General features: G+C 56.1%; 12 protein-coding genes. 9 read left to right on the forward strand and 3 right to left on the reverse strand.

What is annotated here, in order from left to right:
• Positions 1–301 precede the first annotated feature (301 nt).
• The 5 genes from AC27VJ_RS16865 to AC27VJ_RS16885 all read left to right on the forward strand — a co-directional run bounded on the left by AC27VJ_RS16865 (position 302) and on the right by AC27VJ_RS16885 (position 7997).
• Entirely contained in the window at positions 302–1252 is a 951-nt protein-coding gene (locus AC27VJ_RS16865) for a phosphoribosylaminoimidazolesuccinocarboxamide synthase (RefSeq protein ID WP_488685007.1), read from the forward strand.
• Positions 1253–1254: 2 nt separating this feature from the next.
• A complete protein-coding gene (locus tag AC27VJ_RS16870) occupies positions 1255–1914 on the forward strand; it encodes a TetR/AcrR family transcriptional regulator (protein ID WP_488685008.1) in 660 nt (219 codons plus the stop codon).
• A 153-nt stretch (positions 1915–2067) separates the two neighbouring features.
• Positions 2068–3270, forward strand: a complete 1203-nt coding sequence (locus tag AC27VJ_RS16875; RefSeq protein ID WP_488685009.1) for an efflux RND transporter periplasmic adaptor subunit — start codon at positions 2068–2070, stop codon at positions 3268–3270.
• A gap of 49 nt (positions 3271–3319) precedes the next feature.
• Positions 3320–6409: an efflux RND transporter permease subunit gene (locus tag AC27VJ_RS16880; protein ID WP_488685010.1), complete on the forward strand. Its 3090-nt coding sequence runs from the start codon at positions 3320–3322 to the stop codon at positions 6407–6409.
• 136 nt (positions 6410–6545) lie between these two features.
• On the forward strand, positions 6546–7997 hold the full coding sequence (locus tag AC27VJ_RS16885; RefSeq protein ID WP_488685011.1) for an efflux transporter outer membrane subunit: 1452 nt from the start codon (positions 6546–6548) through the stop codon (positions 7995–7997).
• Positions 7998–8142: 145 nt separating this feature from the next.
• Here the strand turns inward: AC27VJ_RS16885 and efp are convergent, their stop codons facing one another.
• Positions 8143–8712 carry an elongation factor P gene (gene efp, locus AC27VJ_RS16890; protein ID WP_113086169.1) on the reverse strand — a complete coding sequence of 190 codons (570 nt, stop codon included), beginning with the start codon at positions 8710–8712 and terminating at the stop codon, positions 8143–8145.
• 249 nt (positions 8713–8961) lie between these two features.
• Here efp and epmA point away from each other — a divergent pair, with 249 nt between their 5' ends.
• From epmA to AC27VJ_RS16905, 3 genes are all read left to right on the forward strand, one after another.
• Positions 8962–10026 (forward strand): EF-P lysine aminoacylase EpmA, encoded by a 1065-nt coding sequence (epmA, locus tag AC27VJ_RS16895; protein WP_488685012.1) that lies wholly within the window; start codon positions 8962–8964, stop codon positions 10024–10026.
• A complete protein-coding gene (locus tag AC27VJ_RS16900; protein ID WP_488685013.1) occupies positions 10023–11075 on the forward strand; it encodes a lysine-2,3-aminomutase-like protein in 1053 nt (350 codons plus the stop codon). Before epmA ends, AC27VJ_RS16900 begins: the two co-directional genes overlap by 4 nt.
• A 383-nt stretch (positions 11076–11458) precedes the next feature.
• Positions 11459–11650 (forward strand): hypothetical protein, encoded by a 192-nt coding sequence (locus tag AC27VJ_RS16905; RefSeq protein ID WP_113086193.1) that lies wholly within the window; start codon positions 11459–11461, stop codon positions 11648–11650.
• Between the two features lie 125 nt (positions 11651–11775).
• Here the strand turns inward: AC27VJ_RS16905 and AC27VJ_RS16910 are convergent, their stop codons facing one another.
• On the reverse strand, positions 11776–12012 hold the full coding sequence (locus AC27VJ_RS16910; RefSeq protein WP_113086166.1) for an Lrp/AsnC ligand binding domain-containing protein: 237 nt from the start codon (positions 12010–12012) through the stop codon (positions 11776–11778).
• 270 nt (positions 12013–12282) lie between these two features.
• Here AC27VJ_RS16910 and AC27VJ_RS16915 point away from each other — a divergent pair, with 270 nt between their 5' ends.
• Positions 12283–13566 (forward strand): NAD(P)/FAD-dependent oxidoreductase, encoded by a 1284-nt coding sequence (locus AC27VJ_RS16915; protein WP_488685014.1) that lies wholly within the window; start codon positions 12283–12285, stop codon positions 13564–13566.
• A gap of 78 nt (positions 13567–13644) precedes the next feature.
• On the opposite strand, the gene AC27VJ_RS16920 is transcribed toward AC27VJ_RS16915, so the two are convergent.
• Entirely contained in the window at positions 13645–15327 is a 1683-nt protein-coding gene (locus AC27VJ_RS16920; RefSeq protein ID WP_488685015.1) for a tetratricopeptide repeat protein, read from the reverse strand.
• Between the last annotated feature and the right edge of the window lie 141 nt (positions 15328–15468).

A 15468-nucleotide genomic window follows, 5' to 3' on the forward strand; every position in this document is an offset into this window, starting at 1 on the left:
CTCGCCCAATCTTCAGTTTTCTCTAGAACGAAGGACATCGTCGCTAGCAGCGCCGCCGCCCTCGTCAGTGAGCGGACTTATAGAGGACACCTCCCAAACAAGTCAACAGGGCACCTGTAAAAAAATAGACATATTTGATAGGTCATTGGTTTTGTTGGGTAATTTTGGTATTGAGCCTGTGGGCGGGTCTATAAGCCCCTGAAAAGCCCATACTGGTCCTGCATTCTGAAACATGCGATAGGGTAAGCAGTCCCCCGGCCATCCATGCCGGTCATTGCTATACTATAGGATTGGATATCCCGTGCGCATTCTTACAGAAGCCGTCATTCCCGAACTTCCAAAATATTATCGCGGCAAGGTGCGGGAGAATTATGATCTGCCCGATGGCAACCGTGTGATCATCTCCACGGACCGCCTCAGCGCCTTTGACCGCATATTGACCTGCATTCCCTATAAGGGCCAGGTTCTGATCCAGACGGCACACTATTGGTTCGAAAAGACCAAAGACATTTGCCCTAACCATGTCGTCTCATATCCCGACCCGAATGTCGTCATTGGAAAACGTCTGGATATTCTGCCGGTCGAGATCGTGGTGCGTGGATATCTGGCCGGAACGACGGGTACGTCCATCCTCACTCTCTATAAGAAGGGTGAGCGCAACATGTATGGCGTGACCTTCCCGGATGGCCTGAAGGACAACCAGGTCCTGCCCGAGCCGATCATTACCCCCACCAGCAAGGAATTCGATGGCGGCCATGACGAACCATTGACCCCTGCAGAGATCGTGGAAAAGGGACTGCTGAGCGAAGAACAGTGGCAGACGCTGTCTGCCTATGCTCTTGCCCTCTTCAAACGCGGACAGGAAATCTCCGCCGAGAGAGGCCTTATTCTGGTCGATACCAAATATGAGTTTGGCACCGACGAAAATGGCACCATCATCCTGGCCGACGAAATCCACACGCCTGACAGCAGCCGCTACTGGATAGCCGATAGCTATGAACAGGCCTTCCAGAACGGCACACGCCCGCAGAGCTTCGACAAGGATTTCGTCCGGGCCTGGGTGGCGGAGCGCTGCGATCCTTATAAGGACGATATTCCCGAGATTCCTGATGACCTCGTGCTTCAGACGTCCAAAGTCTATATAGAAGCATTCGAGCGCATTACCGGGCAGAGCTTCGAGCCGGATGACAGCGAAGCCTCGCCGCTTGAACGGGTGCGGAAGAATCTGGAGCCCTTTTTTCAGGGAGCGTGATATTGGCGAAAGCAAGCGGTCAGACATCACCGTCACGAACAGACGAAGCGACTGGGCGTAAAACCCGCCCTCGCCGTTCTGCCGAAGAGACGCGTCGCGATATTCTCGCCATGACCGAGCAGCTTTTTCGTGCGCGCGGCTTTGGTGCCGTTTCGATTGCGGATATTGCCGCAGCGCTCAGCATGTCACCCGCCAATGTCTTCAAGCATTTTCACTCCAAGAATGCCTTGGTCGATGCGATTTTTCTCCAGCAGATTCGGCTGCTGGAGCAGAAGCTCGATCCGCTGGATGCAAGCCATCCGCCCTTTGAAAGACTGCGCCACCTTGCACGCAGCCTGATGGAAAACCATCGCCGCGACCTGAACGACAATCCTTATATTTTCGAAATGATTTTGATGACCGCCAAAAGAGAGCTTGCGTGCGGTCGCCATTATGAGAATGTCATTACCGGCTTCTTGGCCAATATTATCAGTGATGGAATTGAAACGGGCATTTATGCCGAGACGGATGTGGAAAAGTCGGCTCTTACGGCGCTCTATGCTTTGACAGGCATATTGCACCCTGCGCTGATTGCCCATGAAGACATCGACATTTTGGCAACACGCTGCGATGAACTCACCCGACTGGTCGATGCTGCACTGCGAAACGGGATTGATAAGTGACGATAGCGACTATACGTCACTTGTCCTATTCTTCTTGAGCCTTGCGGCTATCCAGCCAGTCAGTTGAGCGAAAAACACGATGCCATTCATGCCCTGATTTTTGCCTTGCACCGCGACGCTACTAAAATTTGCCCGTTGAACATGAGAAAAACAATGAAAAGACGTCTTACACCTCTAGTCACCACATTGCTCATGGCGGGCGTCATTGCAGGCTGCAGTGACAGCGGCGAAAACAAGCAGGCAGGCGCGCAGGGCGGTCAGCGCCCGCCATCTCCTGTTAGCGTCATCACCATGAAGACGAGCGAGCATCCGCTGACCACCGTTCTGCCCGGACGTGCCAGCGCGTTCCAGACGGCGGATATCCGCCCGCGTGTCACCGGCATCATCCGCGAAATTCCTTTCAAGGAAGGCAGCGAAGTCAAACAGGGCGACGTTCTATATCAGGTCGATGACGACACCTATATGGCGGAAGTCGCCCAGGCGCAGGCAAGCCTTGCCAAGGCAGAAGCAAGCATTCCCGGCGCGCAGGCCAATCTTGCCCGTTACGAGCGGCTGGTGAACAGCGGCGCGACGCAGATCGAATATGAAAACGCCAAGACGACGCTCGCGCAGGCGCAGGCCGATGTCGCACAGGCAAAGGCGACGCTGGAAACGGCAACGATCAATCTCGATCTGACCAAAATCCGCGCGCCTTTCGACGGCATTACCTCCTCGACCAATTTCAGCATCGGTAACGTCGTCACGGCCAACCAGACCTCGGCGCTGACCACGCTTCGCCGCATCGATCCGATCTACATCGACCTGATGGAATCCAGCACCAATCTTCAGCGTCTCAGAAGCGCGATTGCTTCGGGGCAGCTCGGCAAGCGTGACGCCACCGCTGGCATTCACCTGACGCTGGAAGACGGCACAGAATATGCGCAAAACGGTGTCGTCGATATGGCCGACATGGCCGTCAGCGAAACGACGGGTACCTATTCCATTCGCGCGCTGTTCCAGAACCCGAACGACGTCATCCTGCCGGGCATGTATGTCCGCGCGACTTTGACTATCGGCAGTGAAAAAGGCTTCCTGCTGCCGCAGCGTGCGGCATCGCGAAATGCCAGCGGTGAGCTGACCGCGAAATTCGTGACCGCCGAAAACAAGGTCGAGACGCGCATCTTCCCAACCAGCAAGGAATCCCGCAATTCCTGGCTGGTGACGGAGAATGTCAAGGATGGCGACAAGCTGATCGTCGACGGTTTCCAGTGGATTACCGAGGGCGCGACCGTCGCACCTGTTGAAGCAACGATTGATGAACGCGGTCTGGTAACGGCTCAAAAGCCCGCTGAACCGGCACAGCCGGCAGCGAAGTAAGCTCGTGTTTTTCCGCTCAAAATTTTGCAATATGTAAGGCGCAGTTCATATGGCCCACTTCTTCATAAGGCGCCCCGTTTTTGCGTGGGTCATTGCAATCGTCATCATGCTTGGCGGCGCGTTGGCCATCTCGACCCTGTCGATTTCGCAATATCCCGATATCGCACCGACCACCGTGCGCATCAGCGCCACATATAATGGTGCGAGCGCCGAGACGGTCGAGAAGTCGGTGACAACGGTCATCGAAGACGGGATGACCGGTCTCGATGACCTGACCTACATGACCTCGACATCCTCCACGGGCAGTGCGTCCGTGACGCTGACCTTCGGCAACAGCATCATGCCGGATATTGCCCAGGTTCAGGTGCAGAACAAATTGCAGCTGGTTCAATCGCAGCTGCCGGATGTGGTTCAGCAGCAGGGCGTCGATGTCAGCCGTTCGACATCCAGTATTCTGATGGTCGGCGCGCTGATTTCCACCGATGGAAAGCGCAGCTCCGCCGATCTCGGCAACGTCTTTTCCAGCACGCTGGAAGATCAGGTCAAGCGCCTTGAAGGTGTCGGCTCCATCAACGTATTCGGCTCCGAATATGCCATGCGCATCTGGCTCGACCCGTTCAAGCTCAACAAATACCAGTTGACGACAGCGGACGTGACAGGCGCGATCGAAAGCCAGAACACGCAGGTTTCAGTCGGCTCGCTCGGCGCTCTGCCTGCCGTGGTCGGTCAGCAGCTCAGTGTTACCATCACTGCACAAAGCCAGTTGACGACGGTTGCGGATTTCGAATCCGTAATCCTGAAGGTCGAGAAGGATGGCGCAGCCGTTCGCCTGAGCGACGTTGCCCGCATCGAAATCGGCCAGGAAAGTTACGGTGGCGACTCGCGCTCCAACAGCCGACCATCGGCTGGTTTCGCCGTAAACCTCGCGACCGGCGCGAACGCGCTGGACACAGCTGCCCGCGTCAAGGGCGTTCTGACGGCGGCTCAAAGCTCTTTGCCGGAAGGCGTAAGCATCGAATACCCCTATGACACGACGCCATTCGTGACGCTCTCCATCGAGAAGGTGGTTCACACACTGATCGAAGCGATCATTCTCGTTTTCGTCGTGCTTCTCGTGTTCCTCCAAAACCTCAGAGCCACGTTCATTCCGATGATTGCGGTGCCAGTCGTTCTGTTGGGTACATTCGGAATTCTGGCTTTGACCGGATATTCCATCAATACGCTGACCATGTTCGCCATGGTTCTGGCCATCGGCCTTCTGGTGGATGACGCCATCGTCGTCGTTGAAAACGTCGAACGCATCATGTCCGAAGAAGGACTGTCGCCGCTGGAAGCGACCGAAAAGTCGATGGGTGAAATCACCGGCGCAATCGTGGGCATCGCCCTCGTTTTGACCGCCGTCTTCATTCCCATGGCGTTTTTCGGCGGTTCGACCGGCATCATCTATCGCCAGTTCTCGATCACCATCGTCTCAGCCATGCTGCTGTCCGCCGTCGTCGCCATCGTTCTGACACCAGCGCTCTGCGCCACCATGCTGAAGCCGATCAATCACGAGAAAAAGCAGAGCGGTCCGGCGGCGTGGTTCAACCGCAATTTCAACCGCACGACAAACGGTTATGTTTCCAGCGTCGGATATCTGCTGAATCGTCCGCTCCGCGTGACCATTCTATTTCTGGTCGTCATCGGTGGCTGCGCATGGTTCTTCACGCGCCTTCCGACATCCTTCCTGCCGCAGGAAGACCAGGGTGTGTTGCTGACCATCGTCCAGACGCCGACGGGTTCGACCATCGAGCGGACCAATGCCGTGGTGAAGCAGGTCGAGGCCTATTACCGGGAAAAAGAAGGCAACAATGTCGAATCTGTCTTCGGCGTTCTCGGCTTCAGCTTCACCGGTTCCGGCCAGAACAACGCCATGGTGTTCACCAAGCTGAAGGACTTCTCCGTGCGCACCGACGCTGCCAGCCATGCGGCAGCCATCGTGCAGCGGGCGCAAGGTGCCTTCTTCGGCTTGCGCGATGCGCAGGTCTTTGCCCTTCTGCCACCGGCCATTCAAGGTCTTGGCAACTCCAGCGGTTTTTCGATGTATCTGGTCGATAGCGGCAAGAACGGCACCGATGCGCTGACGGCGGCCTCCAAGGAACTGATCCGACTGGCTGGCACCAACCCCAATCTCAGCTCGCTGCGCAGCAACAGCCGCGACGACGAATCGCAGATGAAGATCAATCTCGATCAGGAGAAGATGGGTGCCATGGGCGTCGATCTCGCATCGGTCAATCTGATGCTGTCGACCATCTTTGCGGGCCGTGACGTCAACGACTTCACGCTGAATGGCGAGTTGCGCCCTGTCTATGTTCAGGGTGACGCGCCTTATCGCATGCAGCCTGAAGACCTGAAATACTGGTATGCCAGAAACACCAGCGGTGAAATGGTACCATTCTCGTCCTTCAGCGAAGTGTCGTGGATCAACGGTCCGCCCACGCTTGCCCGCTATAACGGTACGAGCGCCATTTCCATGGAAGGTGCCGCCGGTCCCGGTGTCGCATCCGGTGATGCGATGAATGAAATGGAACGGCTGACGGCAAGTCTGCCCGGCGGTTATACGGTCGCATGGCAGGGCATTTCCTATCAGGAAAGATTGTCCGGCTCGCAGGCGCCGATGCTCTATGCGCTGTCTGTTCTGATCGTCTTCCTTTGCCTTGCAGCACTGTATGAAAGCTGGTCCATTCCGTTTTCCGTCATCATGGCCGTTCCGGTCGGCGTGCTTGGCGCTCTGCTGGCCGCGCATTTCCTTGGACAGTCCAACGACGTCTACTTCAAGGTGGGTCTGCTGACGACCATCGGTCTTGCGGCGAAGAACGCGATCCTGATCGTGGAATTCGCCAAGGAACGACAGGAGCATGGATTGTCACTTCTGGACGCGACGCTCGAAGCTGCAAAGCTGCGATTGCGGCCGATTATCATGACATCGCTTGCCTTCATTCTGGGCGTCGTGCCTCTGGCGATTGCCAGCGGAGCGGGTTCTGCGGCGCAAAATGCGATCGGTATAGGCGTTTTGGGTGGTATGCTTTCTGCAACACTCCTTGGAATTTTCTTCATTCCATCGTTTTTCGTCATTATTCGACGCCTATCTAAACGTTAACAAACCAAAAATATGCTAGCAAAGCAGAAAGACGCTGATAGAAATGTTGCGATTATGAACCGCATTTTCTTCAGCACGCAGCTAGGCTCGTTTTGACTGAGGGTGCCAAGTGCGCCAAATAAATTGGGATAACTTCATGCTGTCTATTCGCGCTACCATTCCTCTCACCTTGCTCCTGCTTTCGGGTTGCGTTGTCGGCCCGGACCACAAGGCGCCGGAAATGCAGCTTCCGAACAAATTTGCCGAGGGCGGAAAGGCCAGCAACGGCGACGTTGCGACCGTTGCGTGGTGGAACGCGTTTAACGACAGCCGCCTGAATGGATATGTGTCGACGGGCCTTGCGCAGAACCTGACGGTTCTCCAGGCACTCGAGCGTATCAACCAGGCCGAGTCGCAGATCACCGTCGCAGGTGCTGGCGCTCTTCCAAGCCTCACCGGCTCTGCCAGCCACACGACGTCCCAGACCAAGGGCAGCTTCCCAAGCACCAACCGCAGCGTCCAGAACACCTCTAGCGGTGGCCTCGATGCGTCCTGGCTGCTCGATCTGTTCGGCCAGTATCGCCGCTCCAAGGAAAGCGCCGCTGCTTCGCTCGACGCTGCCTACTCCACGGCAGACGTCCAGCGTCTGACGCTGATCTCGTCGGTCGTTTCAGCTTACATCGACGTCCGTTATTATCAGGAACGTCTGGCCATCGCCCGTCAGAACCTGAAATCTCGCCGCGAAACGTTGGATCTGACCAAGCTTCAGCTGGAAGCCGGTGCGGCGTCCCGCCTCGACGTGGTTCAGTCCGAAGGTCTGGTCAACTCCACGCTCGCCGACATGCCGGGTCTGGAAACCAGCTTCCGTCAGGCTGCACACCGAATCGCCACATTGCTCGGCATGCCGGCATCGTCGCTAGTGGTCGAATTGCAGCGCGGCGCGCATCAGCCTGTCGCCCGCAAGACACCGCTCACAGGTATCCCGGCCGATCTCATTCGCAACCGTCCCGATATTCGTGTGGCGGAGCGCAATCTCGCAGCCGCTGTTGCCGAAATCGGCGTTGCTGAATCGCGCCTCTATCCAAGCATCACGATCAGCGGCTCGATTTCGCCAAGCTACGTGAACCTGTCCAACAATGGTTCGCGCGGCACATCGAACTCCTGGTCCTTCGGCCCAAGCCTTGTCCTGCCGATCTTCGACGGTGGCAGCCTGCGCGCCAATGTCGATATCGCCAAGTCGTCTGCTCGCGAGCAGTATCTGGCATGGAAGGAAACCGTGCTGAACGGTATCGAGGAAGTTGAAAATGCTCTTGCTGCGGTAACCCGCGACAAGCAGACGGAAGATGCGCTGCGCAGAACCGTCAAGTCCTATCAGGAAGCTCTCTCGCTCGCGACAGCAAGCTACCGCGACGGTGCGTCGTCCCTGCTCGACGTTCTCGATGCGCAGCGTCAGGTCTCCACAGCCCAGGCCAATCTCGCAACAGCCGTTCAGACTACCGCGCAGGACTATGTACGCCTGAGCGTTGCTCTGGGTGGCGGCTATGCCGTCGGCGGCCCGACGACATCGTCGAACGCCGTTATGGCAGCCAACACGCCAAAGGGCATGTAAGAGCCGCCATCAGCATCTCGATCCAATCAATCCCGCAACGAAAGTTGCGGGATTTTTTTATGCCGTGCTTCTTTCCACGTCGCTCAGACAGCAAAAAGCCCCGGATCACTCCGAGGCTTTTTTCAATAGACCGATGGTCGCGAAATCAGTTCTTCGCGCGCTCGACGTAAGAATTGTCTTCAGTCGCGATAACAACGCGGATGCCAGCGTCGACATGCGGCGGGACCATGGTGCGGATGCCGTTGGACAGGATCGCAGGCTTGTAGGAAGAAGACGCCGTCTGGCCCTTAACGACCGGTTCGGTTTCAACGATTTCCAGCGTGACATGGCGCGGCAGCACGACTGCCAGCGGCAGACCTTCGTGGATGGATAGAACGCAGGTCATGCCTTCCTGAAGATAGGCCTTCTGGTCGCCCATGGTTTCGGAATCGACAACAACCTGGTCATAATTTTCAGGGTTCATGAAGTGGAAGCCTTCGCCGTCCTCATAGAGGAACTGGAAGTTCAGGTCTTCTACGAAGGCACGCTCGACCTGCTCGGTCGTGCGCCAGCGCTCCGATACCTTCACGCCATCCGAGATGCGGCGCATATCGACCTGCGTAACAGGCGTACCTTTGCCAGGATGAAAGTTGTTGGCACTGAGAACGACATAAAGCTTGCTATCCACGTCGATAACATTGCCCTTGCGGACGGATGAGGCGATAACCTTGACCATAGGATTTCCTTGTAACTCAATGAAATGCGTCGTAAAGGACCGCGCGGCTGCACCGACCCGATGGACGTTATGTATGTTTTCTGGGGCGCAACTATCCTAAATTTGCGGGAATTGCCAGCCTTCAACAGCATGGAACCGAAAACTGTGCGGCGGTTTTCGGATAATTCGATAAAAGACAGAAGCGGCAGCGACCCGGACCACATATTTTCGTCCGTTGCGCCAACCAGTTGACCGTAGGAAACGCAGCATATGGGCTCGACCCTCGACACAACGTCCGCATGGTGGACGCCCGATGTCCATCTGGATCGTCGCCCGTTTCTGCTGGGCCGAAACGCCATACAGGCGGCAATGCGCGGCTTTTTCGCGGCACGCGATTTTCTCGAAGTCGATACCGCAACCCTGCAGATTTCTCCGGGCAACGAAGCTCATCTCCATGCCTTTGCGACGACGGGCATCACCACCAGCGGCGAGCAAGCCCCGCTTTACCTGCACACATCTCCGGAATTTGCCTGCAAGAAACTGCTGGCGGCGGGTGAAAAGCGCATCAACTGCTTTGCCCATGTCTATCGCAACCGCGAGCGCGGCCCCTTGCACCACCCGGAATTCATGATGCTGGAATGGTACCGGGTCGGCGAGACCTACGAGATGCTGATGCAGGACAGCGCCGAATTGCTGGCGTTGGCCGCCGAAACGGCAAAGACGAAAACCTTCACCTATCGCGGCCACAGCGTTGATCCGTTTCTAGAGCCGGAAAGGCTGAGCATCGCCGAGGCATTCCAGCGCTACGGCAATATCGATCTTCTGGCGACCATCGACCAGAGCGGCGAAACCGATCGCGAGCATCTGGCCTCAAAACTGAAAGCAGCCGGTATCCGCGTGGCGGATGACGATAGCTGGGCGGATATGTTCAGCCGCGTCATCGTGGAACGCGTCGAGCCGCAGCTTGGCTTCGATCGAGCAACGATCCTCGATGAATATCCCACCAGCGAAGCGGCACTTGCCCGCCGCTCCCCCAGAGACAGCCGTGTTGCCGAACGCTTCGAGCTTTACGCCTGCGGCGTGGAACTGGCCAATGCCTTCGGGGAATTGACGGATGCCGCCGAACAGCGCTGCCGTTTCGAGGCGGAAATGCACGAGAAGCAACGCGTCTATGACGAAACCTATCCGATAGACGAGGACTTTCTGGCGGCACTCGATATCATGCCCGCCGCCAGCGGCATTGCCCTTGGCTTTGATCGACTGGTGATGCTGGCAACCGGCGCACCGCGCATTGATCTCGTCATGTGGGCCCCTGTCACGGGTTACGGCTCATGAGCGCCCGCAGCCTGAAATCGACAGAAGACCTGCTTGAGGCAGGGCTGATCGATGTGGACGCTCTCGATCGCCTGCGCCCGGTGGCCGAGCGTTACGCTGTCGCGGTCACGCCAACCGTCGCAAAGCTGATCGACACGGACGATGCCCAAGACCCCATCGGATTGCAGTTCATTCCGAGCGACGCTGAACTGATCCAAACGCCGGAAGAGCGTGAAGATCCGATCAACGATGAGGCGCACAGCCCCGTCCACGGCATCGTCCACCGTTACCCGGATCGGGTTCTGCTGAAGGCAGTCCATATCTGCCCGGTTTATTGCCGCTTCTGTTTCCGCCGAGAAATGGTTGGGCCGCAGGGCAATGGCACGATGAGCAGTGAGGAACTGTCGGCAGCGCTCGCCTATATCCAGGCGCATGAAGAAATCTGGGAGGTCATTCTCACCGGTGGCGATCCGCTGGTGCTGTCCCCGCGTCGCCTCTCGGCCATCATGGAAGGCCTCAAGGCCATACCGCATGTCAAAATCGTGCGGTTCCACACCCGCGTACCGGTTGTTGATCCCGAACGGATCGATGCAGAATTGGTGGACGCTTTGAAATCCAGCGGCAAGACCACCTATGTCGCACTCCACGCCAATCATCCGCGCGAATTGACGGATGAGGCGCGGGCTGCCTGTGCGCGGATGATCGATGCCGGGATCGCTATGGTCAGCCAGTCAGTGCTTCTCAAAGGCATCAACGACGATCCGCACATTCTGGGCGACCTCATGCGGGCATTCGTGGAAACGCGCATCAAGCCCTATTATCTGCACCACCCCGACCTCGCCCCCGGCACCAGCCACTTCCGGCTGGACATAGAAGAGGGGCAGCGAATCGTTGCCGCTTTGCGCGGGCATGTCTCGGGGCTTTGCCAGCCGACCTACGTGCTTGATATACCGGGCGGACATGGAAAAGCCGTCATCGGTCAGAATGCGGCGACGAAACAGCCTGAGGGTTGCTACTCTGTTTCCGATTTCAACGGCAGGGATCACCTCTATCCGCCATCTGCGGATTAAGCCGACGCGGGAAATTGCGGTTTTTCAGGGCATTTGACGCAACCGGCCCAGGGAAACAAAAATTTCACAATTCCGCCCCCATCCTGTCATCATAAAGAAAAATATTCTACCTATATTGATAATCATTGATTACGCCGCAAATCCGGAGTATCAGTGATTCAACTGGAGAGCGATTCTCCGGTATTCCGGGTCAACACCAACGCAGGGAGAGTGTCATGTCTAAATCGAAACGCATTGCCGCGATCCTAGGTCTGCGGTTTGTGAGTGCCGGATACACAGCCATGTGTTCCCGCTGCTGTCGAATGTGACCTAACGGTCCAGCCTTCTTTCAAAATTCGATTCGACGAAATGCTGTGTCAGAAGCCACAGCGGGAGTATGTATGATGCAAAAGCAAGTTATTGAATTCGCAGGCGAACCTGTTGGTATCGTCGTACCGGACGAAAACCGTCTGAAGTTCATCGCCGTCAAGTTTCACGTTCACGATCTCGATGAACAGCGCTTCGACAGCGCCGACGATGTGCGCCTGGCGATCCGCAACCTCGTGCGTGACCGCAACGTCGCTGCGCTGGTCTGATCCGACGCTGGATGAATAACGGCGTTATGGCAATCAGGCCAAGTGGTCTGAAGAAGATTCAAAAGCAAGAAAAAAGGCGTTGCCTCCACTGGAGATAACGCCTTTCGTGTATCTAAAAACCGCTTTCAGAACGCGGTGAATGTCAGCGTCGTCAGGGACCTCACGATGCCGGGAATGCTGATGATGTTCTCGTTGATGAACTTGCCGATATCCTGCTCCGGCGAAACATAGATCTTCAACAGAAGATCAAACTCCCCACTGGTCGAATAAAGCTCGGAAACCAGTTCCGTCTTGTAGATTGCATCGGCAACGTCATAGGTCTTGCCGGGCGTGCATTGAAGCTGAACGAAAATGGGCTTCATGATCTGTTTCCCGTCACGAATTGAAAGATGCACACATGGCAGACCGCCCTGCGCGCGTGCTGCACTATTGTCGCAGCCGGGCATGTGTTTCAAGCCTGTTTGCGCATCTTGTGACAAGCAGCCACATTCCCGCCCGGCATGACATGATGACGAGATGTCGGTATTCACTTGCAAGGACCAAGGCTAATCTGTCTTGATAACAGATGAAAGCGGTCGCCATCTTTTCAGATATGGCGCAGCACATGCCGTCCACGTCCTTAGGTGACTTCGATGTATAATGATCCGCGCTCTCACGGCCTCTGGGAAAAAACCGCGCCGAAACCACCGGTCACCACATCGCTCGAAAGCCACGAGAAGGCCGATGTGGTCGTGGTGGGCGGCGGCTTTACCGGCCTGTCCGCAGCCCTGCATCTGGCACAGCGCGGCATCCGCGTCATCGTTGTGGAAGGCAAGGAGATCGGCTTCGGTGGTGCTGGCCGCAATGTCGGCCTGATCAATGGCGGCATGTGGGTCATGCCGAAGGAACTGCCCAACGTTCTCGGCCCCGTCTATGGCGAACGCCTTCTCGATCTTCTCGGCAACGCGCCGTTCCTCGTGCGCGAAATCATCGAAAAACACCAGATCGACTGCCAGCTTGAAAAGAACGGTACGCTGCATTGCGCCGTGGGTGATAAGGGGCTGGCCGAAATCCGTGAGCGCTGCGCGCAATGGTCCGCACGCGGAGCCCCGGTTCGGGTTCTAGACGCACAGGAAACGGCCAACCGTATCGGCTCGTCCGCCTATAGCGGCGCTTTGCTGGATGAACGCGCAGGCACACTGCAACCGCTGGCCTATGTGCGTGGCCTCGCAAACGCGGCACAGACGGCGGGCGCAACGATTTATACCTCCAGCCCGGTCATCGACAGCCAGCCGGATGGTGACGGCTGGGTGGTCAAGACAGCAAAAGGTTCGGTCCGCGCAGACTGGATCATCGTCGCGACGGAGGCTTACAGCACAGGGCCATGGAAAATCATGCGCGAAGAGCAGGTCTACCTGCCCTATTTCAATGTCGCGACCAAACCGCTGGGCGACAATCTGCGCAAAACCGTTCTGCCGAACCGCGAAGGATGCTGGGACACGAACGAAATCCTCTCCTCCTTCCGCATGGATCAAGCAGGACGCCTCGTCTTCGGCAGCGTCGGCGCATTGCGCAACACGGGTGCCAGCGTGCACCCCGCCTGGGCCAAGCGCGCTATGAAGCGGTTGTTTCCGCAGCTGGGTGAGATCGAATTCGAATGTGAATGGTACGGCCAGATCGGCATGACCGACGATTCCGTGCCGCGCTTCCACAAATTCGCAAAAAACGTCGTCGGCTTCTGCGGCTACAACGGCCGCGGCATCGCGCCAGGAACCGTATTCGGTAAAACGCTTGCCGCGCATGTTGCAGGCGAGATTGCCGAAGACGCCCTTCCTCTGCCGGTTACAGACCCGCAGGCCCGTAGCTTCCGCGCGTTGAAGGAAGCCTATTACGAAGCTGGCGCACAGGTTGCGCATTTTGCGGGCGAGCGGTTTTGACTATTGAGTTTAGCGTCCGCTCTCTCGTCAGACGCAAGCAGAACTCGATAAAAGCGCATCTAACCGGACACCGCAGCGCTATTGCAATGTGTGCTTTTTGCTGATGCGTACACGCAATTCATCGAGATCAGCCTGAGCGGACATCAAGTCTTTTTGCGAGCCGCTGCGTTCTGCCATATCGATCCGCCGCCTGAAAAAACCTTCCGCCTCATCAGCCCTCTCTATCCTGAAACTTGCAAGTGCCAGATCCCGAAGCGTTAGGAAAATCAGTTCTTTGTCTTCTAGTTTTTCCGCTAACTTGAGGTTTCGTTCATAAAGAGACACAACCTCTTCGTGATTGTCCAAGGCGAATTCGTTCTGCGCGAGATTTGCCAAGGTTCTCACGAGTATTTTTTCGTCGGAGCCCTCCGTTTTTTCAACACGCTTCAAAAGTTCGCGATTCACCTGACGGGCTTCATCAATGTCGCCAGCTTCATGAAGGCAGTAACCGAGGTCGCCAGCAATGGCAAAATGTGCGATCCTCGAATCATCGAGATGAGCTCTGGAAACATTTTCCGCTTCGACCAATGAAGCGATAGCTGGTCGCCATGCTGCGATGCTAATAAAAAGACGGGCTTTCGCATGTAAGAGCGCTGCCTGTTCAAATGGCATGAGGAAAGGATTGTGCTTTTCAATGCCCAGAGCCGCATCAATCCACTCGGCACAGCCGCGATCACCAATCATCCATTGCGCGTAAGCGCCAATGAGTTTCATCTGACCTTCTATGACGGGTGTCAGTTGGCCAGTCTCCTTTAACATTCCTTCAAGCCGTTTGAGTTCATGCAAAAGCGCACGCACACGAAACCGTTTCTTGGGGTTAAATACCATCTGGCGAAACTCATCGATCCGCTCCAGAGGATTTTCCATGTCAGATAGCTGCTGTCCCATCTTTCCAAGAACGCGATCTATCTCCTCTTCACGGTTTAACCCGTCTTCGCCATGTGCGCGCTCATAAAGTACGAGCGCCTTTTCCAAGTCGGGTTCCACCGAGCTGCCGTGTTCATAAGCCAGCGCCAGCAAAGCATTGGATGCAGGATGATGATGATTGGAACCTCGTTTAAGGAGTGAGACGGCCCGACCGTAATTTTGCGGCAGATCACCGCCGAAGTAATAAAAACAAGCGAGATTGTAACAGCCATGCGGTTCATCCGCTTTTTCCGCTACCCGATACCAGTATAGTGCTCTCAGTAAACTTTGTTTGCAGCCTTCACCTTCACGGTATCGATAGCCTAGCGCGACGGCGGCGTTGGCATGACCATGCCGCACAGCTTTCTTGAACAGCAGAAGTGCCTTGCGTTTGTCGGCGCTGAGGCTGCCTTGTCCCCGCCAATAAAAATGCCCAAGATTGTTCATGGCAGCGGCGCACCCGGCTCCAACTGATCTTTCGTAATATTCTCGCGCCCTTTCCATATCCACTTCAAGCACGCCGTCGCCGTGCTCATACATGCTGCCAATATTGTTAAGAGCATCGCCTTGACCGTCTTCGGCGGCCTGATAATACCATTTCAGCGCAAGTTCCCGATCTTGCTGCATACAATTATAGCCTTGGTCGTAGATGTCACCCAGAACAAAGGCTGCGTCGGCATTTCCAGCCTCCGCCAAAGATTCAAGTGTCTCAACCGACTGATCGTAAAGTTCGGCATAGCTGCGCGTTTTCGTCTTCCATTTGACTGTCCATTCGAACACTGCATCCGCAATCCGAGCAAGAGTTTTTGAAATCATTCGCGATATTCTCCCTGAATCTGTTTCATGCACTAGCGGATCACAACTTCCGAGCGATTATTTTATATTCAGTCATGCAGCACTCAACGGCAAGGGGCAGCGCTGTAATCTCGTTGTCCTATTACCGGTGACCACTTTCAG

The sequence above is a fragment of the Agrobacterium sp. 20P9.1.2 genome, assembly GCF_057799395.1.